This is a genomic window from Niallia sp. NCCP-28 (genome assembly GCF_023168165.1).
Classification (GTDB): domain Bacteria; phylum Bacillota; class Bacilli; order Bacillales; family Cytobacillaceae; genus Niallia.
The window spans coordinates 245,199-271,232 of the sequence record NZ_BQYJ01000003.1 but is presented as its reverse complement, the minus strand read 5'-3'; the positions used below and the strand labels follow the sequence as shown (position 1 = coordinate 271,232).

General features: G+C 35.1%; 27 protein-coding genes and 2 pseudogenes. 11 read left to right on the top strand and 18 right to left on the bottom strand.

Annotated elements, in window-relative coordinates:
* Positions 1-142: 142 nt before the first annotated feature.
* The 4 genes from tkt to yneA form a co-directional block, all read right to left on the bottom strand.
* Positions 143-2,149, bottom strand: a complete 2,007-nt coding sequence (tkt, locus tag NCCP28_RS10665) for a transketolase (protein WP_248561397.1) — start codon at positions 2,147-2,149, stop codon at positions 143-145.
* A gap of 283 nt (positions 2,150-2,432) precedes the next feature.
* A complete protein-coding gene (locus NCCP28_RS10660; RefSeq protein WP_248561396.1) occupies positions 2,433-2,666 on the bottom strand; it encodes a DUF896 domain-containing protein in 234 nt (77 codons plus the stop codon).
* 149 nt (positions 2,667-2,815) lie between these two features.
* Positions 2,816-3,463 (bottom strand): YneB family resolvase-like protein, encoded by a 648-nt coding sequence (locus NCCP28_RS10655; RefSeq protein ID WP_248561395.1) that lies wholly within the window; start codon positions 3,461-3,463, stop codon positions 2,816-2,818.
* 102 nt (positions 3,464-3,565) lie between these two features.
* Entirely contained in the window at positions 3,566-3,880 is a 315-nt protein-coding gene (yneA, locus tag NCCP28_RS10650) for a cell division suppressor protein YneA (RefSeq protein WP_248561394.1), read from the bottom strand.
* A gap of 151 nt (positions 3,881-4,031) precedes the next feature.
* On the opposite strand from yneA, the gene lexA reads away from it, so the two are divergent.
* Positions 4,032-4,652: a transcriptional repressor LexA gene (gene lexA, locus NCCP28_RS10645; RefSeq protein WP_248561393.1), complete on the top strand. Its 621-nt coding sequence runs from the start codon at positions 4,032-4,034 to the stop codon at positions 4,650-4,652.
* A gap of 274 nt (positions 4,653-4,926) precedes the next feature.
* Here the strand turns inward: lexA and NCCP28_RS10640 are convergent, their stop codons facing one another.
* From NCCP28_RS10640 to NCCP28_RS10625, 4 genes are all read right to left on the bottom strand, one after another.
* Positions 4,927-5,709, bottom strand: a complete 783-nt coding sequence (locus NCCP28_RS10640) for a nucleotidyltransferase domain-containing protein (RefSeq protein ID WP_248561392.1) — start codon at positions 5,707-5,709, stop codon at positions 4,927-4,929.
* The gene (locus NCCP28_RS10635) at positions 5,706-6,182 is read right to left on the bottom strand and encodes a YbaK/EbsC family protein (RefSeq protein WP_248561391.1); all 477 of its coding nucleotides are present in this window, start codon (positions 6,180-6,182) and stop codon (positions 5,706-5,708) included. Before NCCP28_RS10635 ends, NCCP28_RS10640 begins: the two co-directional genes overlap by 4 nt.
* A 242-nt stretch (positions 6,183-6,424) precedes the next feature.
* Positions 6,425-6,853 carry a cell wall hydrolase gene (locus tag NCCP28_RS10630; protein WP_248561390.1) on the bottom strand — a complete coding sequence of 143 codons (429 nt, stop codon included), beginning with the start codon at positions 6,851-6,853 and terminating at the stop codon, positions 6,425-6,427.
* A gap of 111 nt (positions 6,854-6,964) precedes the next feature.
* Entirely contained in the window at positions 6,965-7,864 is a 900-nt protein-coding gene (locus NCCP28_RS10625; RefSeq protein ID WP_248561389.1) for an ROK family protein, read from the bottom strand.
* Between the two features lie 504 nt (positions 7,865-8,368).
* Between NCCP28_RS10625 and NCCP28_RS10620 the strand changes: the two genes are divergently transcribed.
* Positions 8,369-8,938, top strand: coding sequence for a CBO0543 family protein (locus NCCP28_RS10620; protein ID WP_248561388.1), 570 nt, complete (start codon positions 8,369-8,371; stop codon positions 8,936-8,938).
* Between the two features lie 67 nt (positions 8,939-9,005).
* The gene (locus NCCP28_RS10615) at positions 9,006-9,146 is read left to right on the top strand and encodes a DUF4021 domain-containing protein (RefSeq protein ID WP_248561387.1); all 141 of its coding nucleotides are present in this window, start codon (positions 9,006-9,008) and stop codon (positions 9,144-9,146) included.
* Between the two features lie 30 nt (positions 9,147-9,176).
* On the opposite strand, the gene NCCP28_RS10610 is transcribed toward NCCP28_RS10615, so the two are convergent.
* Positions 9,177-9,803 carry an NUDIX hydrolase gene (locus NCCP28_RS10610; protein ID WP_248561386.1) on the bottom strand — a complete coding sequence of 209 codons (627 nt, stop codon included), beginning with the start codon at positions 9,801-9,803 and terminating at the stop codon, positions 9,177-9,179.
* Positions 9,804-10,097: 294 nt separating this feature from the next.
* Between NCCP28_RS10610 and lepB the strand changes: the two genes are divergently transcribed.
* Positions 10,098-10,643, top strand: coding sequence for a signal peptidase I (lepB, locus tag NCCP28_RS10605; RefSeq protein ID WP_248561385.1), 546 nt, complete (start codon positions 10,098-10,100; stop codon positions 10,641-10,643).
* 63 nt (positions 10,644-10,706) lie between these two features.
* Here the strand turns inward: lepB and NCCP28_RS10600 are convergent, their stop codons facing one another.
* From NCCP28_RS10600 to NCCP28_RS10580, 5 genes are all read right to left on the bottom strand, one after another.
* Positions 10,707-11,195 (bottom strand): (2Fe-2S)-binding protein, encoded by a 489-nt coding sequence (locus NCCP28_RS10600; RefSeq protein ID WP_248561384.1) that lies wholly within the window; start codon positions 11,193-11,195, stop codon positions 10,707-10,709.
* Positions 11,196-12,020, bottom strand: a complete 825-nt coding sequence (locus tag NCCP28_RS10595) for an FAD binding domain-containing protein (protein ID WP_248561383.1) — start codon at positions 12,018-12,020, stop codon at positions 11,196-11,198. It abuts the gene before it with no gap.
* Positions 12,017-14,338 (bottom strand): xanthine dehydrogenase family protein molybdopterin-binding subunit, encoded by a 2,322-nt coding sequence (locus NCCP28_RS10590; RefSeq protein WP_248561382.1) that lies wholly within the window; start codon positions 14,336-14,338, stop codon positions 12,017-12,019. The genes NCCP28_RS10595 and NCCP28_RS10590 overlap by 4 nt, the downstream gene beginning before the upstream one ends.
* Before the next feature lie 515 nt (positions 14,339-14,853).
* Entirely contained in the window at positions 14,854-15,291 is a 438-nt protein-coding gene (locus tag NCCP28_RS10585; protein ID WP_248561381.1) for a hypothetical protein, read from the bottom strand.
* 95 nt (positions 15,292-15,386) lie between these two features.
* The gene (locus NCCP28_RS10580) at positions 15,387-15,587 is read right to left on the bottom strand and encodes a hypothetical protein (protein ID WP_248561380.1); all 201 of its coding nucleotides are present in this window, start codon (positions 15,585-15,587) and stop codon (positions 15,387-15,389) included.
* A gap of 412 nt (positions 15,588-15,999) precedes the next feature.
* Here NCCP28_RS10580 and NCCP28_RS10575 point away from each other — a divergent pair.
* Positions 16,000-16,170, top strand: a pseudogene (locus tag NCCP28_RS10575) (preQ(1) synthase); the annotation flags it as partial.
* 255 nt (positions 16,171-16,425) lie between these two features.
* Positions 16,426-16,764: pseudogene (gene queF, locus NCCP28_RS10570) on the top strand (preQ(1) synthase); the annotation flags it as partial.
* A 216-nt stretch (positions 16,765-16,980) separates the two neighbouring features.
* On the opposite strand, the gene NCCP28_RS10565 reads toward queF, so the two are convergent.
* The 3 genes from NCCP28_RS10565 to NCCP28_RS10555 all read right to left on the bottom strand — a co-directional run bounded on the left by NCCP28_RS10565 (position 16,981) and on the right by NCCP28_RS10555 (position 20,466).
* Positions 16,981-18,651, bottom strand: coding sequence for an ATP-binding protein (locus tag NCCP28_RS10565; protein ID WP_248561379.1), 1,671 nt, complete (start codon positions 18,649-18,651; stop codon positions 16,981-16,983).
* Positions 18,652-18,983: 332 nt separating this feature from the next.
* Positions 18,984-19,565, bottom strand: coding sequence for an LOG family protein (locus NCCP28_RS10560; protein ID WP_248561378.1), 582 nt, complete (start codon positions 19,563-19,565; stop codon positions 18,984-18,986).
* Positions 19,566-19,623: 58 nt separating this feature from the next.
* Positions 19,624-20,466: a helix-turn-helix transcriptional regulator gene (locus NCCP28_RS10555; RefSeq protein ID WP_248561377.1), complete on the bottom strand. Its 843-nt coding sequence runs from the start codon at positions 20,464-20,466 to the stop codon at positions 19,624-19,626.
* 115 nt (positions 20,467-20,581) lie between these two features.
* Between NCCP28_RS10555 and fabF the strand changes: the two genes are divergently transcribed.
* A complete protein-coding gene (gene fabF / locus NCCP28_RS10550; protein ID WP_248561376.1) occupies positions 20,582-21,820 on the top strand; it encodes a beta-ketoacyl-ACP synthase II in 1,239 nt (412 codons plus the stop codon).
* Positions 21,821-22,053: 233 nt separating this feature from the next.
* Here fabF and NCCP28_RS10545 read toward each other — a convergent pair whose 3' ends face one another.
* Positions 22,054-22,716 carry a TetR/AcrR family transcriptional regulator C-terminal domain-containing protein gene (locus NCCP28_RS10545; protein WP_248561375.1) on the bottom strand — a complete coding sequence of 221 codons (663 nt, stop codon included), beginning with the start codon at positions 22,714-22,716 and terminating at the stop codon, positions 22,054-22,056.
* A gap of 123 nt (positions 22,717-22,839) precedes the next feature.
* On the opposite strand from NCCP28_RS10545, the gene NCCP28_RS10540 reads away from it, so the two are divergent.
* The 4 genes from NCCP28_RS10540 (at position 22,840) to NCCP28_RS10525 (ending at position 25,798) form a co-directional block, all read left to right on the top strand.
* Positions 22,840-24,336 (top strand): MDR family MFS transporter, encoded by a 1,497-nt coding sequence (locus NCCP28_RS10540; protein WP_248561374.1) that lies wholly within the window; start codon positions 22,840-22,842, stop codon positions 24,334-24,336.
* 334 nt (positions 24,337-24,670) lie between these two features.
* Entirely contained in the window at positions 24,671-24,838 is a 168-nt protein-coding gene (locus tag NCCP28_RS10535) for a hypothetical protein (RefSeq protein WP_248561373.1), read from the top strand.
* A 263-nt stretch (positions 24,839-25,101) separates the two neighbouring features.
* Positions 25,102-25,575, top strand: a complete 474-nt coding sequence (locus NCCP28_RS10530) for a CBO0543 family protein (RefSeq protein WP_248561372.1) — start codon at positions 25,102-25,104, stop codon at positions 25,573-25,575.
* A gap of 112 nt (positions 25,576-25,687) precedes the next feature.
* Positions 25,688-25,798, top strand: a complete 111-nt coding sequence (locus tag NCCP28_RS10525) for a YjcZ family sporulation protein (protein ID WP_248561371.1) — start codon at positions 25,688-25,690, stop codon at positions 25,796-25,798.
* Positions 25,799-26,034 lie beyond the last annotated feature (236 nt).

Genomic DNA, 26,034 nt, shown 5'->3' with positions numbered 1-26,034 from the left:
GCTGTAAAAAAAACAGACTAGTTTTGTCGAATAGAGATTTTTTTATAAAAAGACAAAAAATTTTCTTTTGAACATGTTTAGGAAAAAAGGAGCAGCATTCATGCCGCTCCTTTTTTCTAGATTTTTTTAGCTGATTTTACGATTATTTGTCTAATAATGCTTTTACACGTGCAACAACATTATTTACCGTAAATCCATACTCTTCTAAAACTTTGTTACCAGGTGCAGATGCTCCAAATGTATCAATAGCCAATACATCGCCTTCATCTCCAGCATATCGATGCCAGCCTAAAGAACTTCCCATCTCAAGCGCAAGACGCTTTTTGACTGTTTTAGGCAGTACAGAGTTTTTATATTCTTGTGATTGCTTTTCAAAACGATCCCATGAAGGCATACTTACAACAGAAGTGTGAATGCCTTCAGCTTCTAATGCTTTTTGTGCTTGAACAGCTAATCCAACTTCAGATCCTGCTGCAACTAATAAAGCATCAGGTGTTTCTTGTGATGATGGAGAGATAACATATGCTCCTTTTGTTACACCTTCATATGCATTTTTATCAGTATCTTTAATAGTTGGCAAGTTTTGTCTTGTTAACACAAGAGCAGTTGGCTGATTTGTTGATTCAACAGCTACTTTCCATGCAGCAGCAGTTTCATTACCATCAGCCGGACGAATAACAGAAAGATTTGGCAATGCACGCAATCCTGCTAGTTGTTCAATAGGCTCATGTGTTGGACCATCTTCTCCAACGGCAATGCTATCATGTGTAAATACATATGTTACAGGCAGTCCCATAAGAGCTGCAAGACGGATAGCTGGTTTTAAATAATCAGAGAATACGAAGAACGTTCCGCCAAAAATTTTCACTCCGCCATGCAATGCAGCACCATTTAATGCAGCGCCCATTGCAAATTCACGAACTCCAAACCAAATATTGCGGCCATCATAATGTTCAGGAATTAAATCTTTATCTCCTTTAATCATTGTATTGTTACTTCCAGCTAAATCAGCAGATCCGCCAATAAAAGATGGCAAGTTTTTCGCAATTGCATTTAAAACCTCTCCAGATGAAGCACGGCTGGCTAAGCTTGAACCTTCTTCATAAACTGGAATATCTTTATCCCATCCTTCTGGAAGCGTTTCAGAAGTTGCCACTTTAAATTGTTTTGCCAATTCAGGAAATTCTGCTTCATATTTAGCAAGCATGTCTTCCCATTGTTGTTCTTTTGATGCGCCTGCATCTGCAATTTTCTCTTTAAAATGTGCATATACTTCTTCTGGAACATAAAAATCTTCTTCAAATGTCCATTTATAAGCATCTTTTGTTAATTTCATTTCATCTGCACCAAGTGGAGAACCGTGCGAAGCTGATTTTCCAGCTTTATTTGGTGAGCCATAGCCAATAACTGTTTTCACTTCAATAATAGTTGGTCGATTTTCATCTTGTTTTGCTTCTTCTAATCCGCTTGTTAATGCTGCAATATCATTGCCGTCTTCTACACGGATATATTGCCAGCCATAGGATTTAAATCTTTGTTCCACGCTTTCAGAAAATGATTTGTCTAAGTCGCCATCTAATGAAATATCGTTGGAATCGTACAGAACAACTAGTCTTCCAAGTTTTAAGTGACCAGCTAATGAAGCAGCCTCAGCTGAAACCCCTTCCATTAAATCTCCATCGCCACAAATGCTATATGTATAATGGTCTACAACATTATATGCATCTCTATTATAAGTTTCTGCTAAATGCCGTTCTGCCAGTGCCATACCCACTGCCATTGCAATCCCTTGTCCAAGTGGTCCAGTAGTTGCATCAACGCCAGCTGTATGCCCAAACTCTGGGTGTCCTGGAGTTTTGCTTCCCCATTGACGGAATTGTTTTAAATCATCGATAGATAAATCATAACCTGATAAATGCAGCAAGCTATATAATAATGCAGATCCATGACCTGCAGATAATACAAAACGATCACGGTTGAACCATTTAGGATTTTTTGGATTATGATTCATAAAGGAAGTCCATAACGTATACGCCATTGGAGCTGCTCCCATTGGCATCCCAGGATGACCAGAATTTGCTTTCTCGATACTATCAATTGATAAAGTTCTTATCGAATTAATCGATAAACTATCAATATTTGCTGTCATGTAAAACATCCTCTCATTCATTATTCCTTACACTATTATATTAAATGCGATTGTTCCATAAAACAACTAATAGAATCAATAAATATTAAAAAAATTTTAATATTTATTTTATTTATTTTAAAGAAAACAGCAAAAACCCTAGTATTAAAGGGATTTGACGAAAAAAATTTTTTATAATTTCGTACAAATAAAAAATATTTTTTCATACTCCCCAGTTAAATATATAGCAGCTTCTTTAAATTTTCGTTTCCTTTTTCACAAAAAAAAATAAAAAGAAATTGCATTAATGCAATTTCTTTTTATTTTGCATATCTTTTAATTTCTGCGGCGTTACATCTTCGCCATTAGGATCATAAATCGTAACACCTTCCAAAGTATTTAACATAGTCGAACGGAAGCCTTTTAAATATTCTGCTCTAAGCGCCGTTTGTTCTTTTGCTTCTGTTTCGGTTAATCCTACTTCCTTTTTTTTCTTGGCCAGTTCATTTATACGTGCTAACTTAGTATTTGAAATCATATAAAACTCCTTTAAAATCTATAGTATTTATAAAACAGCCATATAGCAATTATTACCGTGTAATTAAACGAAGTTCATTTATTGCTAAAAAATAATTATACCATAGGAAAAAAAATTAATCATTTTATTAAACGAACAGTAGTTTAAGTCTACTTATGTTCTTGATCTTTGTATTCTTGATATCTTCTATGTACGGTGGCTTTCGAAATGGAAAAGCCAAATCCTTTTAATGTTGCAGCAATTTCCGCAAAGGTTAAGCCATTTTCTTTTAGTTTGGCAATCTCTTCTATCGGAACATCCTTGCGCAGCCTGCCGGCATTATTGCCTTGATTTTTTAAATTTCCAGCTGGATTATAGCCATTTTCTACCGCTCTTTTCATCCCTCTTTTAATTTTTATATTATGGATTTTGCGCTGGTATTCTTCTACTAGACTAACAATCTGCAGCACCATGGAGTCAGCATCTGAAAGTACGAGTTCTCCAGAAGATGATATGCTGTAAAGCTTTACGTTTTCTCTTAAAATGCAGTGCAAAATGGCAATTTTTGCATTCCCTCTTCCAAGCCTTGTTTCATCTTGTATCAAGATAGCTCCAATATCTTTGTCTTTTATTCTTGTCAGCAAATCTAAAATGCCATCACGCTCTAATTCAAATCCGCTTGCTTGTTCTTTTATTATATCGGCCACATGAAATTTATGCACTTTTGCAAGCAGCAGCAGTTCTTCTTCCTGCCTTTTAAGTGAAGTCTCTTGCTCTTTTTTATCTGTGCTTACTCGGCAATAAATAATTGCATTCATTAAAAACATCACCGCTATCTCTATTTTTCTGTTATTTTCAAAGAAGTTTATGTGTTATTTTTCAAATTGTTATGTATCTTGATCTTATTTGTTCTAGTTCTTTTAATCAGAAGCTAATTGAATATTTTCGTCTTCTGCTTTTATTGGAATAATAATTTCTTTTCCTGCTGTAAGCTGATTAGCTGCCAATCGATTTTTCGTTTCCACCCATTTGATAAATTGTTTTTTTGACATACTATATTTCCCATTATACTTTTCAGAAATGCTCCATAATGAATCCCCTTGTTCCACCTTAATCGTTACATATTGTTTATCATGATTAGCATTATTATATAGCACAATCGTAGCACATGTTAATATACTGAAAATAAATAGAATAATAGTATAAGAATAATTGGTCCAAATTTTTTGCCACATAAAAAATCACCTCTACAGAATATACGTTCGTTTACATACCCATATTAATACGAACAAATGTTTTATGTCAACAAAAATCAGAACTTATGTTTGTATCAATTAGCAATACATGCTATAATTGCCATAAGAAAAATGACTAGAGGTGCATATAATGCAAAAACTTTCTAAAAGGCAGCTAGATATATTAGATTATATAAAAGATGAAGTGCGTCAAAAAGGATATCCACCTTCTGTTAGAGAAATTGCTGAAGCAGTCGGTCTTGCATCGAGTTCGACTGTGCATGGTCATTTGGCAAGATTGGAAAGCAAAGGGCTAATCAGAAGAGATCCGACCAAACCCCGTGCTATTGAAATACTAGGCTTAGAAGAAAATAATATACCAAAATATAATATTATTAATGTTCCAGTAGTAGGAAAAGTGACGGCTGGGATGCCTATTACCGCTATTGAAAATGTCGAGGAATACTTTCCGCTGCCAGAAAGGCTTGCCCCAAAAGACGAGCATGTATTTATGCTTGAAATTATGGGCGAAAGTATGATTGAAGCAGGAATTTTAGATGGCGACTATGTCATTGTACGCCAGCAAAACTCAGCTAACAATGGAGATATTGTTGTGGCAATGACAGAAGAAGATGAAGCGACTGTAAAACGCTTTTTCAAAGAAAAGGATTCTATTCGTTTGCAGCCTGAAAACAGCACAATGGAACCCATTATTTTGCGAAATGTAACAATTCTCGGAAAAGTAATAGGCGTATATCGCCATATCCAGTGATGCTTGGCTGGGTGGAGCTAACTAAATCTTATCTTTGTCTTATTTTATAACTAGTATGTCAGCATATAATAGATACTATTCAAAAATAAAACGGCCAGCTTTTGGTCGTTTTTTATTGGAATTTACTAAAATCCTCACATTCCAGAAAATATTCCTCAAATCCTGACCAATCTTTTTAAATTCGTCCCACCACGCATTTTATTTTGCTTTAATACTATTAAAGCATCCGTTTTATTCCAAATAAATGAGCAATCGGACGAAATGAATAGAAAATTCAATTTGTCCGATTTGCATGCAAAACATCCCGAAATAAATTATCAAGTGATAAAGTTAGTTCTCTTTCATCTTCTAAACCGCTTGAAATACAGCTTGCAGCTTGATCTATTCCTGTTAATTGCTGTTGAATAAAACTGGTAATCCTTTTTATATCCTCTTTCTGATAAGTGGTGCTCCCATTATTTTTGGCTTTCACCAAATTTGCTATCTCTTTTTTTAATGCCTCATCATCTACTAGCTCATCTACTAATGCCAAAAAGTGATTCGGCGGAAACGTATGCTTTTGTTCAATCCATCGACAAGCTAAAAGGGGACGCATTATGTGAAAAATGACTTTTATTTTTTGTCCCTTGATTCTTTGGCTTTTTTGTTCATTTCTATTTGCCATATGCATGTAATGGTAATAGCAAGCACGGGGATTAAATGCTTGTTCTTTTATTTCACTTATTTTTGCGAAAAAGTAATCATTTTGATAATAAACCCCTTCTGCTTGCAGCCACTCTAATAAAGCGGGATTCGATTTACGCAGAAGCCTTAATCCTTTTGTTAGCTCCCAGCCGCTCATATCTAAACTTTCTGTAATTGGCAATTCGATTACATCCTTGTTTTTATCTAATGATAAATACCATTCTTTAGGATGTATATAAAGAAACCGAATATCAAAATCACTATCTGGTGAAGATAAACCATATGTACGACTGCCCGCCTCACAAGCATAAAGAATTTTTATTTGGTGCTCTTTTTCTATTGTTGCGAGCTTATTTTTTATGTCTGTTTTCATTCCAGTTCCCAACCCTTACAAACATCTACCCAGCCTTTAGCATTTCCAAGCAAATATAGTTCTTCATTTGTTAATTCAATCGCTGAATTGCTGCTTCCACATGCAGGAAAAACACTAGAAAACCGCTTAAGTGATTGATCCAAGTATACATCTAGATCTTCTTTTAAACCAAAAGGACAGACTCCGCCAACGGCATGTCCAGTTTTATCCAATACTTCTTCTGCTGTAAGCATGCGCGGCTTTTCTCCAAAAACTGCCCGGAATTTTTTATTGTCCACTTTTCCGTCGCCCGCGGCTACTAATAAAACAGCATTCTCGCCTTTACGAAAAGAAAGTGTTTTCGCAATCCTTTCCGGCTTTACTCCTAATGCACTTGCAGCTTCCAAAACGGTTGCACTAGACTGTTCAAATTCTTGAATATCCATTTCTTTATTCCATCTTTTTAAATATGTTTTTACTTGTTCGATTGCCATAAGATTTAACTCCTCTAAATATTTTTACTTTTTTAACAATATACCATTTGCACCGATTTATCTCAAACAGTACTTTTTCCTTTTTACATATATATATAAACTTGGCTGTTGATTTCAGGGAATGACAGCCGCTTTCCGCCGACAAGTGCATTCCACTCCAATCAATAGGATAGATCAACAAATGACTTAACATAGCCTAAACAAAAAAAGACAGATCACATCATCCGTCTTTTTTCCTGCTTTCAAAAAGTGTTATACACATTTTCACATTCTTGTGCAGTTGGTTCATAAAAACAATGAAGTTTATATCTTCCTACATGCGGCTGATTATACCATGTTGGCGGGCAGTCGCCAGGTGGTCGAAAATACCATAAACTATACTTGGAAGGCCATAACCTTTCTCCGTTTATCGCGCGCTGTGCCAACCTTTTTTCGCTTTCTCGTGCCCTCTGATAAAAATACCCTTTTGTTGTTGCTTCGAAAGCATGTGGCTGATAAATCATCTCCGAAACAGTTCTTATTCCCTTAAAATCAGAACAGTTTGCTCTCATTCGGTTAATCCCTACATTTCCAACCATCAGCATTCCCTGTTCTCCTTCTCCTTCTGCTTCTGCTCGAAGAAGCCGTGCCAATAAATCAATATCTGCATTTGTTGCTTTTACTACCGCCATAGCTTCACCCCCTACATTTTCATCATATTATAAGAGGCCTTATCCCATTACTGTTTGAAAAAACTTATTTCAGCAGAAAAAGCCCAGCCATTACTAGTTGCATCAGACAAATCAACTCACCAGCTTTTTATTGACTTTCAAAAAATGATGCAGCGCTCCAATTACCCCTGCATTATTTTTATGTTTGCAAGCATCAATAGGAACTTTAAATTCTTCCCAACGAGGAATTGTCTCTAAATGCTTGACCACATGGTAAATCAACTCATTTCTTTCACTTACTCCACCGCCAATCAAAATTTTTTCTGGATTAAATGTGACTGCTAAATTAAAAACACCATAACTAATATTTTTGTACCATTGCTGCATAACTTTTTGCACTTCTTTATTGCTTTCTGCCTCTTTAAAAATTTCTTCGCCGTCTACTTTTTCTGATAAGTTTAATTGTTTTAATTGCCGATATGCTGAAATTAAAGCGCTTGTTGAAGCACTTTTATGAAGGTTTTCCTTTAAACCATCTTTTGTCTGAATGTACATATGCCCAAATTCTCCGCCTTTAAATCTTGCACCATGCAATAAAGCATCATTTATCATAATGCCGCCCCCAATCCCTGTTCCAATAGTCATGCAGATAAAATTTTTGCATTCAACAGCATTTCCATTCCATTTTTCCGCCAATGCTGCACAATTTCCGTCATTTTCTACAGTCACAGCAATTCCTAGCTTTTCTTCTAGCATTTTTTTGATATTTTGATTATGCAATGCCTCAATGAACCCAGCATTTTCAGAATAACCCGTTTTTGGATTAATATAACCTGGCAAACTAATAGCGATTCCTTTAATATCATGCTTTTTTTTATAAGTAAGAATGGTATGAAACATCCCATCTAAAAATGCGGCTAAATCGGTACAATCTGTTTTATATTTTCCATTGTTTATTATATTGCTGTCTTCAAATAATAACGCATGTTTCACATTAGTTCCGCCAACATCAAAAGCTATATATTTGTCCATTTTACATTCCCCCAAACCAAGTATAAGATCTGTGCCCGCTAGTAAAACCACCTATCAAAAATAAATAAAAATTCAGCAAAAACGCAGCTATTTCAGCATATGAAAGGGTTTTCTATCTATTTTTTCATTTTCCTGCTTTTGTACATAAAAAAACTTTAAAAAGGAAAATTTTCTCCTCTTTAAAGTTTTTATAAACCAAGTATTTTTTTCAAATCTGAAAAACCAAGTATATAACTAACCATTATAATTGTACTAATAAATAAAATAAAAAAAATTCCTTCTATGTATACTTTATTTGCTTTTATTTTTTTTAGCATCTGTGTATCATCCCTTCACTTATTTCTAGTTTGTCCGAAAGCAGGCAAGAGCATACAAATAAATATAGTGATACATTAGAAAATCATAGGAATCCTCTTAAAAAGCGAAAAAGAATCAACATAATTTCCTTTTATTAGAGCAAGCTAAGTAGGAATTTCTCAAATATTATAGAAATGATGTGATTTAATGGAATTTCTCCTTCTTCACATTCCTTCTTCTTCAGAAATAGAAGCAGAAAAAATAAAACTAATAAAACTTTCTTATTCCCATTGGATTCATACAGATTTATTTACGCTCAACTGGTGGATTCTTTTGTGCAGCACCATTATCCCTTATTTTATCTGGTGGAAATTAGTAGATAAAAAACGTTTTTTCGAATTATTTTCTTATGGATTAATGTGTGCAAGTATTGCAATGGTATTAGATGTAATGGGAACAGAAATGATGTTATGGGATTACCCAGATAAATTTCTTCCGTGGATTCCGCCGCTCATTCCTGCTGACTTTGTCGTTATTCCTATTTCAGCAATGCTAATATATCAATACTTTAACAAATGGATTTCTTTTCTTTTTGTAAATATAATATGGGCGATTGTATTTGCTTATATCATTGAACCAATATTTTTATATTTAGGGATGTTTAAATTAGGTTCAAATTGGCACCATACGTATTCTTTTATTGGATTTTTTTTTCTTGGGCTTTTTCTTAAACTTTTTATAGCATGGCTAAAGAGAAAAGTAGAGATAGATTTATAATAAAAGAAGCAAACTTTCCGCATAATCTATACAATTTAACAGAAGCTAATAAAAGAGGTGATTTCTTTTGGAAAAAAGACAGCTGGAAAAAGAAAAATTATTGCAGCAAAAAAAAGATTTAGGGCTTGACCCTGATGAACAGGAAATGAATGGATTATATGGCATGGCGGAAACAAAGGAAGAAGATGCACAAAAACATCCTTCCTAAAAGCAAAGCAGCAGGATAGCCACCTGCTGCTTATTTTCTGTCTAAATATTGTTTCATTAATGAAGCAGCTTTTCTAAAATAGGATTCTTCATGTGGAACAAAGTCTGCTTTACCGATCAATTTTTTAAGATCTTCTATTTTGTTGTCTGCACTCACGGTAACCCTCTCCACTTTCATCGATTTTTGTTCCTCTATACACAATTGATAAAAGTCAGCAAAATCTCCTTTTACAATCCCAGCAACTTCTTCCTTTTGCAAACAAAATGGTGGTTCTTTTTCAAACACACACAAATATAAATGGCTAAATTCATTATCAATCATCCTATTTGTTTGGATTGTATTCTTAACAACTCCTAATGAAATTAGATCCTCATGCTTTATATCAATGCCAAGTTCTTCTTTCACTTCTCTTATGCCATCTTCTACTGTTTCATGTGCCATAAGATGCCCTGCTGCAGTAATATCAAATAAATCAGGATAATCCTTTTTATCACCACTTCGCAATTGCAAATAAATAGAATATCGTCCTTGTTCCTTTAAAAGAATCCAGCAATGAAAAGTTTTATGCCAGTATCCTTTTTCATGTATTTCTTTTCGGCTCTTGCTTCCTATCTCTGTTAAGTTTTCATCGTATATCGTAATTAATTCCTGTTCCATTATTCTGCTCCTCTGCTGCATTATTTTTTATTGTATCATTGACGTCGTTCGAATACTTCTTACCGTACATAAAAACCCACCAAAATAAACTATCCATCGCCAATTTTTTTATTTATTAATGGATGGCGGCAGCCTGAGACAAAATAGGAGATAGGCTACAAAAAAGCAGATGCTATTAAACCATCGTCTGGATTGTTTTCTATCTGAGGCTTTTGCATAATCATTTAGACATTGATTTCTGATTCGAAACCTTGTAACATTTTATTTAAGTAAAAATAGAACGGAGAAAATAGTATGAATCATTCTGCTAAAAAAGAATTAATTAGCTGGATAAAGTCCTTTTTGGTTGCTGTTCTTCTTGTTTTTTTATGCCGCCAATTTTTATTTACCCCAACGACTGTGCTAGGAGCTTCCATGTCCCCGACATTCGAAAACGGCAATAAAGTAATTTTGAATAAACAAGGAAAAATTAACCGCTTTGATATGATTGTTTTTCATGCACCTGATTCCAAAGAAAATAATTATATTAAAAGAGTAATTGGTCTGCCAGGGGACAAAATTTCTTTTAAAGATGATGTACTTTATGTAAATGGACAAGCTTATAAAGAGTCTTATTTAGAGGAAAACAAAAAAAATAGTACATTAGCTAAAATTACAGAGGATTTCACCCTAAAAGAAAAAACAGGAGACAACAAAGTGCCTGAAGGATATTATTTTGTTATGGGAGATAACCGTTTAAAAAGCAAAGACAGTCGAGACTTTGGTTTTATCCGCAAAGACGCTATTATCGGCAAAGTAGTGCTTCGGTTTTATCCCCTTTCTGAATTTGGTTCTCCTTAAAACACCCTGCTTTTATTTCAAACCAAAAAGCCTTTGATTTTTTTATCCAAAGGCTTTTTGGCTTTATTCTTTTGCTCTTTCTTCCTGATACAGGGATAGAGTTTTTTTCACTGCTTTTTCTATTTCTTCATAGCTTGTGCAACGGCATATATTCGAAGAAAGCCATTCGCGTATATCTTCTTCCTTTGCATTTGGCTTATTTAAGCATAATCCATGACAATTCATGATAAATCCTGGTGTGCAAAATCCACATTGAAAAGCAAACTCTTCAATAAAAGCTTTCTGGATAGGTGCATTTTTTAGCCCTTCAATCGTTGTAATTGAGATATTCGCTGCCTCTACTGCAAGCATAATGCATGATTTCATCGGTTTATTATTTACCAGCACCGTACATGCTCCACAATCGCCGTTATAGCATCCTGGTTTTGCGCCTGTTAAATAAAGCTTGTTCCTTAAAGTCGACAGAAGCGTTTCATCTTGAGTGACAACCACTTCTCTTTTCTCTCCATTAACTTTTAATTCAAGTGTCATTTTTTTCGTCCCCTGTTCCATCTATTCCTCCTCAAGCTGCTGCAGCACTTCATGCAGCAAATTTTCCAGCACAAATAAACGATACTCACTTGAACCTTCTACATCATCTAAGATAGGCTCTGTAATCGTTGCAATTGCTCCCTTTATTTTCTCTTCATTGCTTTTGGCCGGATCATTTAATGCAGCTTCTAATGCTAATGAACGAAATGGAAAGGAACATAATCCACTAATTGCAACACGAATAGTGGATTCAATTTTTAATGCGGCAATGGATAAAAGTGGGTAGCCGACTGTCCATTGCTGCCTTTTCTTTATGGCAACATAGGGGGCTGCTAAATATTTTTTTTCTATAAATGCTTGAATAAACAACTCTCCATCATCAAGAAGCAATTGCTCATCAAACACGTTGTGAATCAATTCTGTTCGAATCATCTGATCTTTTGCCAGCACAAGCAAACTATCTGTCAACAAAAGTGGCAAAATTGCTTCTCGGTAAAAGATTTGGCCACATATATTTCCGCCAAACGTAATTTTATTGCGTGCTGTATGATCGGCAATTTCTTTGGAAACATCCGTTAAAAGGGGAAATAAGTTTTTTTCTTCGATTTCTGTTAATGGCAATGCTGCACCTAATGCTAAATAATCATCATCAAGTTGATATATATTGCAAGCAGGAATATTTTTTATATCGATAACGGCTTTTGGATGAATGATGCTTAGTCTTCTTAATGTTAGAATTTCCGTTCCTCCAGCATAATAAAACGGTCGGTTTTTTTTTTGCTGCTCCTTTACAAATCTATTTGTAGCCTCTTCAATTGCCTGAGAGTAAAAATATTGAAAACTCAAAAGTCCCTCCTCCTTTTTTCCTTCCAAATATTTTCTGGAATTAATGGCAATGATTGCAGCGAAACATTAGCAGCAGCAGAAAGAGCATTCCCTAATGCGGCAGCCATCCCAATCAACCCTTGTTCTCCTGCGCCTCTTGCTCCATATGGCGCTTCAAGATGGGGGGTTTTTACAAAATCAACCAGATATTCTGGCTGCTCCCCGTATCTTATTGGTCGATAAGTGCGCAGCTGAGGATTCAGCAATACACCATTTTCGTCAAAATAAAAAGCTTCTTTGCATGCCCAGGAAATCCCCATAGACATGGCCCCCTTCAATTGCCCCTCGGCGGCTTTTGTATTGAGCACTTCACCAATATCCATCACGGTTATTGCTTTTTTTACTGTATACTCAAATGTTCTTTTATTAAACTCCACCTCTACTCCTTGTGCAGAAACAGCCCATTCTGGTCCTGGATTTCCTGCTCCTGTTTCAGGATCGAGATTGGTAAGTCCCCGAAGCATATATGTTCCTCTGGCAATAATCTGCCCTCCAATTGCATTGCCATTTGGATACACATATCCATAGGCAATATCTTTTATATCAATAGAAATCGCAGGATCATCAATCAAAAACACTTTTTCATTTCCAACCTCAAAGTCATCTGCTGGTGCATGCAAAACAATGGAAGCCATTTGTTTTAACTGCCTAATCGCATCATCTGCTGCAGCCATTACTGCTCTTCCTGCCATTAGCGTCCCTCGACTTGCAACGGTTTTCCAATGTTCTGGTTCTGTTTGTGTATCTACTGTCATCCGCACATAAATTTTATTTACATCCATGCGCATTTTTTCAGCTAGTATTTGCGCTAAAACAGTTTTTGTTCCTGTCCCTATTTCTACTAATCCACTCATCAGATTAATGCTTCCATCCGAATTAAAGGTAAGAACTGCTCCACTGCTTGCATCAGGCCCTATTGTAGAATTTTTCCACGTGCAGCAAATCCCTTTTACATGAACAAGATGATTTCCGATTTCCTTGACAGCGCCACTGTCCCAATCTATTAGCAACTTTAGTTTTTCTATGCATTTAGCTACATCGCCGACATTGCTGTTATTTAATTTCACTTGAGTAGGTGTTGTATCACCTGGTTTAATTGCATTTATTTCCCGGAATGCCAGTGGATCTATCTTTGCTTTTTTCGCCAGCAAATCCATTGCCCGTTCAAAGGCAAAATGAACTTCCCCGTGGCTAAATCCGCGAAAAGGCGCGGCATAAGGATGATTTGTATATACACAAAGAGAGTCGCATGTTATATTTTCCAATTTATATGGCCCTGTGCAATCCACTGCCCCAGCTGTTGCTAAATGGGGAGATTTATCTGCATATGCGCCACCATCAAAAATATATTGCAATTGAGCAGCCTGCAGTTTTCCCTTTTCATCACATCCCAGTTTAATCGTCGCAGATAAACCAATATGTACAGGAGAAACAGCAATATCCTCTTCTCTGCTGTTGACAATTTTCACTTTTCTTCCTCCAACTGCTTTTGATGCAATATAAGCAAATATTTCTAAATGCACCGATGCTTTTCCCCCATAGCCACCGCCAACTAAAGGCGTTTCTACAACAATGCTGCCTGGTGAAATCTTAAAGTCGCGGCTGATAATTTTTTTTACCATATAGGGAGCTTGGGAACTTGTCACAATATGTATTTTTTCATCGCTAATGATTTCACATAAAACGGTTCTTGTTTCCATTGCTGCATGATCGGACAAGGGGATAGAAAAGCTGGATTCCATTACAAATTCACTATCATTCCAGCCTTTTTCCATATTGCCTTTGCGAATTTTTGTGCGATTAATTATATTTGTGCCTTCTTCTGGATAGATCCCTGCATCTTTTTTATATGCTGTAATATTTTCATGAATAAGGGGAGCACCTTTTTCAAGTGCTTTTAACGGGGAATTTACGATTGCTATTGGTTCATATTCAATTCTTAATTTATTTGCAGCCCTTTTGGCAATCTCATAAGAATCTGCAACAACAAGCGCTATCACCTCTCCATAATATCGAACTTTTTTTGTGGCTAATGGAGGGCGGTCTATTACTTCTTCCCCAATCAATGGGAGATTGTCTCCTAAAACGACTGCACGAACTCCTTCAATCTTTTCTGCTTCTGCTGTATCAATCGATTTGATCCATGCATGAGCATAGCTGCTTTTCACCATTTCTACAAATAACGCATCAGAGGCAAAATAATCACCTGTATATTTTGCTTTTCCGTTTACTTTCGTCCATGCTTCTTTCCGAACCACACTTTTTCCAATCAGCGACAAAGTCTCATCTCCTTATTCTCCATGTAAATGAGTTATAATGCTTACCGCCAGTTTTTCTTATATAATGATAATGCCATTAAATTGTATGAACTAAAGTAATCTTTCCATCAGTAGAATTTTCTTATTCCTACTTTATTCTGTTGAACAAGTTCTCATAGAAAAATGAAAACAGCTAACTTTTATTTGCTTTTTCCTTTTATTAAAAAAACAAGTTCTTATTACCATAAAAATAAACACATGATTATAAAGGTTAATAGTTTCCTTCTATATGTATGTAAAAATAATCAAAAAAAGTATTAAAAGTTCGTTTCAGCAGGAAAATAGAAGCGCCTTCTATTTTCCATACATTTATAAACTTTAGAAAATACTTTCCCGTTTAACTATTCATCTATTTTTTTGTCTTGTGTAAAAAAGAAGATAAAAAGAGTGAGTGGAAGGGCTATAAGAAAAATGCTTGTTTTTGAAGGTTTGATTGTAGGTAAATCAGATAAAGCCATTTTATCGGTCCTTTCTGTTTATTTAGTTTTTTTTAATTCCTTTAAAAGTTCGTTATGAATAAAATAGCCATCTTTGACAATATTTTTTAATGCCGTTTCATTATTTTTTAGATGTTTAAAGATTGGAACCACCTTTGCTCTCCCAAATAATGGCCCACTTACACTAATTGAAAAAGTTGCATCAGATGCTATAAAAAGCCCTACTACATTAATTAGGTCCTTTATTAAAAAAAGCGCAAGCAAAATATCAATAACGTCTATAGATAAACCCTTTCCTGGTCCATTAAATTTAGTTTCTAATCTTTTGGCGCCAGTTAATGGTCCACCTACTGTTACTCCAAAATATCCTGGGCCAAAATAAACTCTTGTTAAAGTAATTTGACCAGTTAAAAGCAAGGAAGCAACAATTATATCAATATCTCTTTGAATATCACGAAGTATTAATGTATCTTTCAACGATGAATCACCAATCATTTAACCACATCCTAGCAATCATAAAAACATGCTTTTTTCTGAACTGGACTATCTTACCTTATAAAGTGCATCGATATTCAAAATTCAGTATATGTTGGAATATTTATTTTGGTCATTCCACTATGATATTTCCTTAAAATTTCTATCTTTTTCACTTTGTCAGCTTTTAAGATGCTAAAACATTCTAAATCCCCTTCATAAAGTGAAACTTCAATCAGTGGGGGTTTTCCACGTCCCCCACTGATTGTTAATGGAACCAATAAGACTTTTATGGGCAAGTTTCTCCCCACCTAGATTTCGCGTTTCCTCTTACCACATCTTGAGGTGAAAGTTTTACTGCCCGTTAATGCGTGATAAAGCCTCTTTAAAAAGGCATTTGACGAAGTCCTAAAAATTCGTTATGATTCTTTTGTACATTACAGAGATGAATCAGAGGTTCATAGCAGATACCCTCTATAAAAAACTATGGAAACATGACAGTAAAAGCCATGTCCATAAGGATGCGGCTTTTTCTTTTGTTTAGACTGTTTTCGATATTTTTTCGGCAAAAAAGAAGTGATTTAACAAATACAGCCTCTTCCTGCTGAAATTGTCCAGAAACATATAACATAAGAAGTTCCCTCTGTTTATATATTAGTTTTTTGCTATGGATCTGCCTTTTTTGTACACATGAATATAGGAGGTATTTGTATGTCTGGCAGAAAAAAAGAAGAAGGTTTAGAAGATTTAACATTGCTTGGAAATCAAGGCACAAAATATTTATTTGAATATAGCCCTGATATTTTAGAATCTGTTGATAATCTGCATGCGAATCGCGATTATTTTGTAAAATTCAATTGTCCAGAGTTTACCAGTCTGTGTCAGGATAGGGCACACTTCAGTGGAGACACTGTCGCTTAAACCTCGTGAATTCAGGGAAGGAATAAAAATTCTAATCCTGAGCCAAGCTCTCTTATTGGGAGAAGGTGCAGAGACTATCGAAATCATATAAATAGGAAGCGAATCAAGTACTATTTATAGAAGAAAGTAGAGTACATCTACGGATGGAAGCGCGAGGGTTCTTATTTTTTATTCGCAGAAAAAATAAGAATATGATATAGTCCAGCTGCTGATTATTCGGCAGTGCCAATTACTGGTCAACCTGACTTTGCTACTATGTATATCAGCTATATTCCAAATGAAAAAATAGTAGAAAGCAAATCATTAAAATTATATTTATTTAGTTTCCGCAACCATGGGGATTTTCACGAAGATTGTGTAAATATTATTATGAATGATTTAATTAAATTATTGGATCCTCGTTATATTGAAGTTTGGGGGAAATTTACACCAAGAGGCGGAATTTCCATTGATCCATACTGTAATTATGGAAAACCTGGAACTAAATTTGAAGAAATGGCAGCAAACCGCTTAATGAATCATGACTTGTATCCAGAAAAAATTGATAATCGCTAATTTTCCAGTAACAAGTTATGGGCGTAAAGCCACTTTGCAATAGGTGAATATATTTTTCACACAATAGTTCATCTACTAAGAATGAACTATTGTGCTTTTTCTACTAACTTTTTTATGACCAGCCATTTTTCTTTCTGATAAGAAAAATGGCCAATCAATTATCTTTCATCCATTTATCCCCACTTCTTAACATCCAAAAATATAACCAGCTGCTTTCTAAAGTGGAAGCATTACATCTATTGTTGTACCAATATTTTCTTTGCTGTCTACTGCAACTGTTCCATTATGATTTTCAATAATTCGTTTGCTCACCATAAACCCTAATCCAGTTCCCTTTTCCTTTGTTGTATAAAAAGGCTGCCCTAATTTAGAAAGCACATAATCTGGAATGCCGCATCCTTCATCAATAAAACGGATTAATAACTGGTTCTCATTATACTTTCTCAGCTGCACCATCAATTTTCCTCCCTTTGGCATCGCTTCGATCGCATTTTTAATAAAATTAATGGCCACTTGTTTTAATTGATTTTTTTCCCCATTTAAGATAACATCTTCTAATTCGAAGTCTAATTCTATTTCCACATTGTTCATAATTGCTTCTGCCTCAAGAAGAATGACAATATCACGAATCAGCATCGAAATATTGGTAGATTCATATTGAACAACTTGGGGCTTAGACAACATCAATAACTCGCTTAAAATCAATTCAATTCTTTCTATTTCTGCTTCCATTATTTCGAAATATGTTTTATTGTTCATGTTTCCATGTTCCATCAGCTGCAAAAATCCTTTTATCGCCGTTACAGGATTTCTGATTTCATGGGCGATTCCAGCTGCCAATTCTCCTGCAATCGATAACTTTTCAGTTTTTATCAATAATTCTTGCGCTTGCTTTTTTTCTGTAATATCCCGAATAATTACCGCTCTTCCATTGACGCAATCGTATTCATCTCTGAGAGGAAAACAAGAAATTTGCACATGAAGACTGATGCCTGCTTTAGTCACTCTAACTGATTCATATTCTCCAACATTCTCTCCAAGCAGCGTAATGCATTTATTCTGATAGACTTCTTTGCGATTGACGACTGGGATATGAGGCAATTGAAGTGAATTTTTCCCTACCGTTTCTGCTGCTGTCCAGCCAAATACTTTCTCAAATGCATCGTTAATGGTCAATACATCATCATCATTATTCAGGATCATAACAGGATCTAGATTTCGCATAATAAAGGATTCCAGCTGCTGATTGGTCGCTTTTAATATCCCTTCTAATTTCACCCTTTCCTTATAATTAGTTCGAGTGGGATCATTATCAGGCATATAAAGAGGAGATTCTACAATTTGGATATCAGTCATGAAGTTTGGATATGTATGTAATAATCTATTTTGGTAAGATGCTGAAATATCGCCCCCGTCTACTGCAAGCACTATTTTTTGCTCCGTTGAACAGCGCATTTCTGTTAAGTATTCGCCAATCTGATATAAATTAATGAATTTATTTTTCTTCACTTTTCCTGAGACATGAAACCAACTGCTTATAGATAATTCATCCACTTCCATTGCCTGAATAATCTCACTATAATAACTTGGGATACTGTTTGTTGGCGAGTCCATAAAAATCTCCACAAACTCCTTATCCTGGCTAAAATGAATGAAAGATAACTCTTCTGTTTTCAATAGATTTTTAAGTTTCTGATAAATAGAGTGATATAATTCTTCCTTATCTATCCATAAAACATAATGTCCCTTTTTGACCCCGTTTACAATAAAAGCAACTGCATTTTCTACATATTTGTCCACTTTTTCATACATATAGAGAATATGGCCTTGTCTACTATTATAGTCCACTATTTGTCTACTTTTTGGATAAATGAAATTACTGCTCATTATAACACCTCTTTTTATATGTTCATCTTCCATTATAGTTCCAGTTTTCTATAAACTCTAGGCAAATGAACCTATTCACCTTTGGATATTCCCTATTCTCAATAAGATTGCAGGCATATTTTACTAATATCTAATTCTATTAACAAGATAATATTTTTAACGACAATCTTCATTCATAAGAAAAATGGTAAGGATTCTGCCTATTTCCCCTTTCTTTTAAAGAAAGCTTTCTATTCGATCTGGCTGCCTGTTAAATACTTGCATCAAATTTTTTTAACCTCTTACAAGCAGCCGTGGTTTAACAAAGTTTTACAGCGATTCCCTACGTTTTATCATGTTTGCTGCTCATTTAAAAATACTTTTACCGGTGGTGCTTCATATGTATTAAATTGATTCAAGAGCCCTGTACTTGTCGTATCTACTAATGCCATATTCCGAAATTTTTCTTGAAGAAATGCAGCATCTGCCATATGATGTATCAAGCGAATAAGGGGTTCATAATAATTATTTGTATTGAGTATTCCACAGGGTTTTTGATGCAAGCCTAATTGTCCCCATGTAAATATTTCAAAAAACTCTTCCATCGTCCCAGCACCACCTGGAAGAGTAATGAAACCATCAGCCAGCTCAGCCATCTGTGCTTTTCGTTCATGCATAGACTTTACAACAATTAATTCTGACAGTTGTTTATGAGCAATTTCTTTTTCGGCGAGAAAATCAGGCAGTACACCAATTGCTTTACCGCCATTTTCTAATACTGCATCTGCAACTGCTCCCATCAATCCAACACATGAACCGCCATAAACAAGTTCTATTTGCCTTTTGGCCATTTCCTTTCCTAATAATTTGGCCTCATTTATATACATTGGCGATGCCCCATTGCTTGATCCGCAAAATACAGCAATTCTTTTCATATTTAATCACCTTTCCTTTTTCAAATCACTTTATCCTTGCATCATAACGCAAGAAAAATTATTTTCTCTCCTTTAGCAGCCCTATTAATTTTGCTTCGGTTCGCGTATCCTCTACTGGTGTATATACACTGATTCTGAGATCATGATTGCCATGCACTTGAAAAGAAGTTAAATTAAATAACATCTTCCCCTGCCTGGAATGGCGAAATTCTATTAGAACATCAGGAGCAGAGCTTATTTCGCTTTCATTCCATAATTTATGAAAATCAGCATATTGCTTTTCCATTTTTTCAATAAAACTGGTATACCATTCATCTGCAACATATTGTCCATAATAGGTTCGAAAAATAGCTATAAATCCTTTGACAAAATGCTCCCAATTGACAGCTAATGACTTAAATTCTTTTCTGGCAAAAAGCAATTCAAGCATATTTCTGTTTTCTTCAGGAATTTGCGCAAAATCTAAAAATACATGCGCTGCCGCTTCATTCCAGCCGACAATATTACAGCGTCTATCAGAAATAATGGTGGGACAGTAACGAAGTTCTTCCATTATTTTTTTTAAAGAAGGCGTAATCGAAAAGTTTTCTTCATGCCCCATATCAATTTTTTCCACTTCTTCCAACGCTAATCCATATAAATATTTTCGTTCATCTTTATTTAATTGCAGCGCATCTGCAATATTTTCTAGTACTGACATGGACACTTTAATGTCCCTGCCTTGTTCGAGCCATGTATACCAGGTGGTGCTGACGCCTGCAAGCTGTGCAACTTCTTCCCTTCTTAAACCGGGTGTACGCCTTCTTGTGCCAATAGGCAAACCAACCATTCCAGGAGTTAATTTCCCTCGTTTTGTTTTTAAAAATTCCGAAAGTGCTTGTAATCTAATATCTTGATTCATATCATGATCTCCTCTGGCCCCTAATCTATTACTCATTATACTAGGATAAACTACAACTTGTAATAGGATAAAAAATAGTTAAAAATGAAAAGACAAACCAAAAGGAGGAAACAAAATGAAAAGAGTTGTCATTACAGGAATGGGTGTTATTTCTCCTTTGGGAAATAATGTCCAAACTTTATGGGAAGCTTTGCAATCAGGGCATTCAGGCATTAAAAAAATTAAACGATTTGATTGCACTAATCAAAAAACACAAATAGCCGGCCTCGTAGAAAATTTCGATGCCGCTGAAGTTTTTGGCAAAAAAGAGGCTAAAAAATTAGATCGATTCACACAATTTGCTTTAGCCGCCGCTGAAGAGGCCTTAACTGATTCTCAATTAGACTTAAAAAGTATTGATCCGGAAAGAATAGGCGTCTATGTCGGCTCGGGCATTGGCGGCTTGCAAACATTGATTAATAATGTACAAACGCTGAACGAAAGAGGTCCAAGCAGGGTAAGCCCTAATTTAGTGCCGATGATGATTTCCAATGCTGCTGCTGCCCAAATCAGCATTCGCTTAAAAGCAGAAGGCCCGTCTCTGTCCCCTGTTACAGCTTGTTCCATTGGAAATACTGCAATCGGAGAAGCTTTTAACTCCATTCGAAACGGTCATGCAGACATTATTTTTAGCGGTGGAGCTGAAGCAGCAATTACTCCCTTGTCTTTAGCAAGCTTTAGCAATGCAAAAGCCTTATCAACCAATAATGATGCACCGCATTTAGCAAGCCGTCCTTTTGACAAACAAAGAGATGGATTTGTTATGAGTGAAGGAGCTGGCATTCTTGTATTAGAATCATTAGAACATGCAAAATCTCGAAATGCTCCAATATATGGAGAAATAATCGGATATGGAGCCAGTTCAGATGCCTATCATATGGTAGCTTCTCACCCAGATGGCCGCGGGGCATACTCTGCCATGAATCAAGCGATCAAATCTGCTAACATCACCATTTCAGATATTGATATAATAAGTGCACATGCAACAAGCACACCTGTAGGCGACCGTTCCGAAACACTTGCAATAAAAAAATTATTTGGAGAAAAAGCTCACCAAATCCCCGTTACAGCAAATAAGTCTATGCTCGGACATATGCTTGGTGCATCCGGCGGGGTCGAAGCAATAGCACTAGTTAAAAGTTTAATATCAGGAATCATTCCACCAACCATAAATTTGCAGACACCTGATGCAGATTGTAATTTGGATTATGTTGCTAACAAAGCTCGCCCCACTAATCATTTAAAAATTGGAATTTCTAATTCTTTTGGTTTTGGCGGCCATAATTCTTCCATCATTATAAAAAATATTCACTAATCTAATAATAAAGCAAAAAACATTAGCAGAAGGTAATTGCTAATGTTTTTTACTTTTATATATAGTTCTCAATTTATTGATAAATCCCTTTATTTCCTTCAAAGATTTTTTAATTTATTCTCTCCCTTTCTCCATTTCAGCGTGTAGCCAAAGTCAAAAATGCACATTTTTAGGCTGATTGAAAACGTCTGCGGCATCCGAACAAGGCGAACAATAAAAAAAGCGGGCGTTTGTCAATAGTCTTGCATTTCATTTATCTCCCCTTTTATCCCCATTAAAATAATATTTAGTCCCGCTAGAAAATTAGCTTCATTATTGATTGCTCCCTTTTGCTTTAGCATATGACGATATACATATGGTATTTCTTCTTCTGATATTTGGCTGATAGATTCAAAAAATTGTTTATGAATTACTTCTACTCCTATTGTTTTTACCATTTGCAGCTGTCTTTGCTCATCTAAAACAAATGTTGTTATATAATTATTTATCGCTAGTACATACTGAAAAACTTTATGTTCAGGAAATTGTGCACGATAGAATATTTCAAATGTTCTATTGATTAAATGTAGTCTTTTTTTTGTAATCGGCAATGTATCCATCATAATTTCTGCTCCATTTGGAATAGAAAGCAGCACATTCCTGATTGCAAATGCGAGTTCCGTCGTTTCCTCTTGCCAATCATTCGACTGTTTTGGAAATGCGATTTGACTGGAAATATATTCTCCAATCATTTGCAGCAGCTCTTGTTTATTTTTTATGTACCAATATAAAGCCGGTGCTTGCACTTCCAGTTTTGCTGCGATATTTCTCATCGTTAAAGCAGCTATTCCTTTTTCATGCAAAATTTCTAAAGCTGCTGCTGTAATAGATTCCTTATTTACATTCTTTTTAGCCACTCTTGTCACCTCATTACTTCCATTGTAAAGGAATTTTTCATTTTGTGCTTTACTAATAAATTTAACAATGTTAAACTTCTACATGTTATTTAACATTGTTAAGGAATGCGAGGCGTTTATTGAATGAAAAATGAAACAAAACTTGTTCCTGTTATGGCAGCCTTATTGCTGGGCATATTTGTAGCCTCACTAGACAACACTATTGTCGCAACAAGCATGGGTTCAATTATAGGTGATTTAGGCGGCATGGACAAATACGTATGGGTAACTTCTGCTTATTTAGTTGCAGAAATGGCAGGTATGCCTATTTTCGGGAAATTATCCGACAATTTTGGACGCAAACGTTTTTTTATCATCGGAATTATTCTATTTTTAATGGGCTCGATATTATGCGGTACAGCGCAGACAATGATCCAACTTTGTATTTTCCGTGCCATTCAAGGCATTGGCGGCAGTGCCCTTATGCCGATTGCATTTACAATTATTTGGGATGTGGTCCCACCGAAAACTAGAGGAAAAATGAGCGGCATCTTTGGAGCTGTTTTTGGTTTGTCGAGCATTGCAGGACCATTATTAGGTTCTTTTATTACCGATCATATGAATTGGCGCTGGATTTTCTATATTAATATCCCAATCGGTTTAATTGCTTTAGCTTTAATTATTCTTTTTTACAAAGAATCCTCTTACCATACGAAAGCAGCTATCGACTGGGCTGGAGCGACTTTGCTTGTCAGCTTTACTGTTGCCCTCATGTTTGCCTTGGAATTAGGCGGGCATACTTATGCATGGTCTTCCTGGCAAATTCTTTTTTTATTTGCACTCGCCATTATTTGCTTTATCACTTTTTTAGTGGTGGAAACAAAAATAAAAGATCCTATTTTGCCATTTAAACTATTTAAAGAACGGCTATACACAACAGGTGTATTAACAGGCATGTTTTATGGAGCTGTTTTTATGGTTTCAACGATTTATATTCCTTTATATATCCAAGGAGTAACTGGCGGAACTGCCACAAACTCTGGTTTATTATTATTGCCAATGATGGTTACCTCAAGTATTGGAGCTGCAATTGGAGGCGGACTGGCAAATAAAATCTCCTATAAACAAATTATGATTACATCTGGCATTATCATGGGAATAGGAACCCTTTTACTGTCGACATTGGATTCTTCCACGCCAAGATGGATTTTAACGATTTATATGATGATCATTGGTCTCGGTGTAGGACCATCTTTTTCTGTTCTTGGAATGGCATCCTTGCAAAACGCACTTCCACAAGAACGAGGAATCGCCAGCTCGACAAGCAACTTCTTACGTTCTCTTGGCATGACTTTAGGAATAACTGTTTTTGGAATTATTCAGCGGAACAGCTTTACAGATGGACTTCCTGCAATGATGCAAAATGGAAATAACATTGACAGCGGTTCTATTCTTTCACCAGAAGCTCGTGCACAAATTCCTGCTGATGTGCTGAAATTGATTACGGAAATTTTATCTGACTCAATTACTACTACCTTTTTATGGACTTTTATACCACTTGCCATTTCATTTTTATGCATATTATGCATGTCCAATGAAAAAGCAGGCAGTTTTGGCCACACAACAAAAAATGACTCCTGATTACACTATCAAAAACCGTCTAATTTAAAGACGGTTTTTGACTGTTGACAAACGCCCGCTTTCTTTGTTGCTCTCCTTGTTCGGATGCTCATTACCTACCTTGGTAACTTCGCGCCTCGAACGCAGACGTTTTCAATCAGCCTGAAAATTTGTGTTTTTGACTTTGTCTATACTCTGAAACCGTCTAATTTTAAAGACGGTTTTTTTACTTCAAAACATTTTATATAAATTTTTCTTTTTTGTAAATATAAGGTTTATTCATCCTAAATTATGGGTATAGGAATGTATTACATAAAAATAACAGCAAACTATATTTTTTACAGGGAGGGCATTTATGAACAAAAAAGTACTATATAAAGGACAAATATACACAATCCTTTTTCGTTATGAAACAGGTTATTGTGAAATACGAGATTCAACGAACCCATTTAAAGTAAAGCTTGTTCATTGCTCAGAATTAACCACCGTACATACTGCTGCTGTCTGTAATAATCTTATTTAAAACCTAGTGCATCTGTGCTAGGTTTTTTTATGCTGCAGATAACTACGTACATAAAATAATAAAAAAGTGCAATTCTAAGTAAAAAGTAAACAAAATATCAATAATTTTTTTCCACCAACCTTTGCTTTTATGTTTATTTTATTGATTTATATAAAGAAATTACCCTTTTCATCAATTAGCTCTAAAAGATTCGGTTTTAATCTGAGGAATATTGCTGCTCCTCTAGCTTGGATTAAAACATACATTATAGGAGTGGTTTCATTTTGCAGAAAAAGAGAGATAAACAAATCGAAATAGCAGTATGGATTGTGACCAGCTTTTTATTAATAGTGTTTATTCCTAAAAATAAAATACGAGAGGCACAAGTATCCTTTTTATTTAAACAATTGCTGACTTGGGTTTTTGGATTAATAGTAGTTGAACAGAATTTGATTAAATATCCTACAAGAACCTTTTTTCCTAAATCGAATAAATCTAGTTTTACCTTTGAATATTTTGTATATCCATCACTCTGTGCACTTTTTAATATCCATTATCCTTATCACAAAAAATTAAGCTCTAAATTTTTTTACTTCTTCCTTCATACAGCAGGAATCACTATTACAGAAAATTTTTTGGAAAAATACACTTCTTTAATTAAATATAATAAGTGGCACTGGTATTGGACTTTTGCTACCATTTGGCTGACTTATTACATATCCCATCTGTATAGTAAATGGTTTTATCCAAGGAGTTAAAATATAGTTGATTTCATTATTTAATCTTTTATTTCAAATATGTACCCTTGTCCCTTTCGCAAATTCTATTACAACATATACTGTATAGAATTTGTTAGAGGGAGGTGTGGTTATGTCAGATTGTTATAATGGGGGTAACAGCTACAACAACAACTTTGCATTAATAGTAGTATTATTTATACTGCTTATCATCATCGGGGCTTCTTATTGGGGAGGCTACTAATTTATAACAAAAAAGTCCTAAAGAAAAAGCAAAAATACTGCTTTAGGACTTTTTTGCTTTTTCTTTGAATAATGCCAATATGTATGGCTTCCTGCTAATTTAAAAATAACATATCTCTAAAATCCCTTTTGTGTCTACATAATTTCTAATTCCCTTTTTTCTCCTTCTTTTTATCAGAATAACCGCTGACTATCAGATGCATACTAATTTTGTTTCAAACTAACAACCAATTGGGG

Coding starts and splice junctions, on each gene's coding strand:
- tkt (WP_248561397.1), bottom strand. CDS start 2,149: ATGACAGCAAATATTGATAGTTTATCGATTAATTCGATAAGAACTTTA.
- NCCP28_RS10660 (WP_248561396.1), bottom strand. CDS start 2,666: ATGATTTCAAATACTAAGTTAGCACGTATAAATGAACTGGCCAAGAAA.
- NCCP28_RS10655 (WP_248561395.1), bottom strand. CDS start 3,463: ATGAATGCAATTATTTATTGCCGAGTAAGCACAGATAAAAAAGAGCAA.
- yneA (WP_248561394.1), bottom strand. CDS start 3,880: ATGTGGCAAAAAATTTGGACCAATTATTCTTATACTATTATTCTATTT.
- lexA (WP_248561393.1), top strand. CDS start 4,032: ATGCAAAAACTTTCTAAAAGGCAGCTAGATATATTAGATTATATAAAA.
- NCCP28_RS10640 (WP_248561392.1), bottom strand. CDS start 5,709: ATGAAAACAGACATAAAAAATAAGCTCGCAACAATAGAAAAAGAGCAC.
- NCCP28_RS10635 (WP_248561391.1), bottom strand. CDS start 6,182: ATGGCAATCGAACAAGTAAAAACATATTTAAAAAGATGGAATAAAGAA.
- NCCP28_RS10630 (WP_248561390.1), bottom strand. CDS start 6,853: ATGGCGGTAGTAAAAGCAACAAATGCAGATATTGATTTATTGGCACGG.
- NCCP28_RS10625 (WP_248561389.1), bottom strand. CDS start 7,864: ATGGACAAATATATAGCTTTTGATGTTGGCGGAACTAATGTGAAACAT.
- NCCP28_RS10620 (WP_248561388.1), top strand. CDS start 8,369: ATGGAATTTCTCCTTCTTCACATTCCTTCTTCTTCAGAAATAGAAGCA.
- NCCP28_RS10610 (WP_248561386.1), bottom strand. CDS start 9,803: ATGGAACAGGAATTAATTACGATATACGATGAAAACTTAACAGAGATA.
- lepB (WP_248561385.1), top strand. CDS start 10,098: ATGAATCATTCTGCTAAAAAAGAATTAATTAGCTGGATAAAGTCCTTT.
- NCCP28_RS10600 (WP_248561384.1), bottom strand. CDS start 11,195: ATGGAACAGGGGACGAAAAAAATGACACTTGAATTAAAAGTTAATGGA.
- NCCP28_RS10565 (WP_248561379.1), bottom strand. CDS start 18,651: ATGAGCAGTAATTTCATTTATCCAAAAAGTAGACAAATAGTGGACTAT.
- NCCP28_RS10560 (WP_248561378.1), bottom strand. CDS start 19,565: ATGAAAAGAATTGCTGTATTTTGCGGATCAAGCAATGGGGCATCGCCA.
- NCCP28_RS10555 (WP_248561377.1), bottom strand. CDS start 20,466: ATGAATCAAGATATTAGATTACAAGCACTTTCGGAATTTTTAAAAACA.
- fabF (WP_248561376.1), top strand. CDS start 20,582: ATGAAAAGAGTTGTCATTACAGGAATGGGTGTTATTTCTCCTTTGGGA.
- NCCP28_RS10540 (WP_248561374.1), top strand. CDS start 22,840: ATGAAAAATGAAACAAAACTTGTTCCTGTTATGGCAGCCTTATTGCTG.
- NCCP28_RS10535 (WP_248561373.1), top strand. CDS start 24,671: ATGAACAAAAAAGTACTATATAAAGGACAAATATACACAATCCTTTTT.
- NCCP28_RS10525 (WP_248561371.1), top strand. CDS start 25,688: ATGTCAGATTGTTATAATGGGGGTAACAGCTACAACAACAACTTTGCA.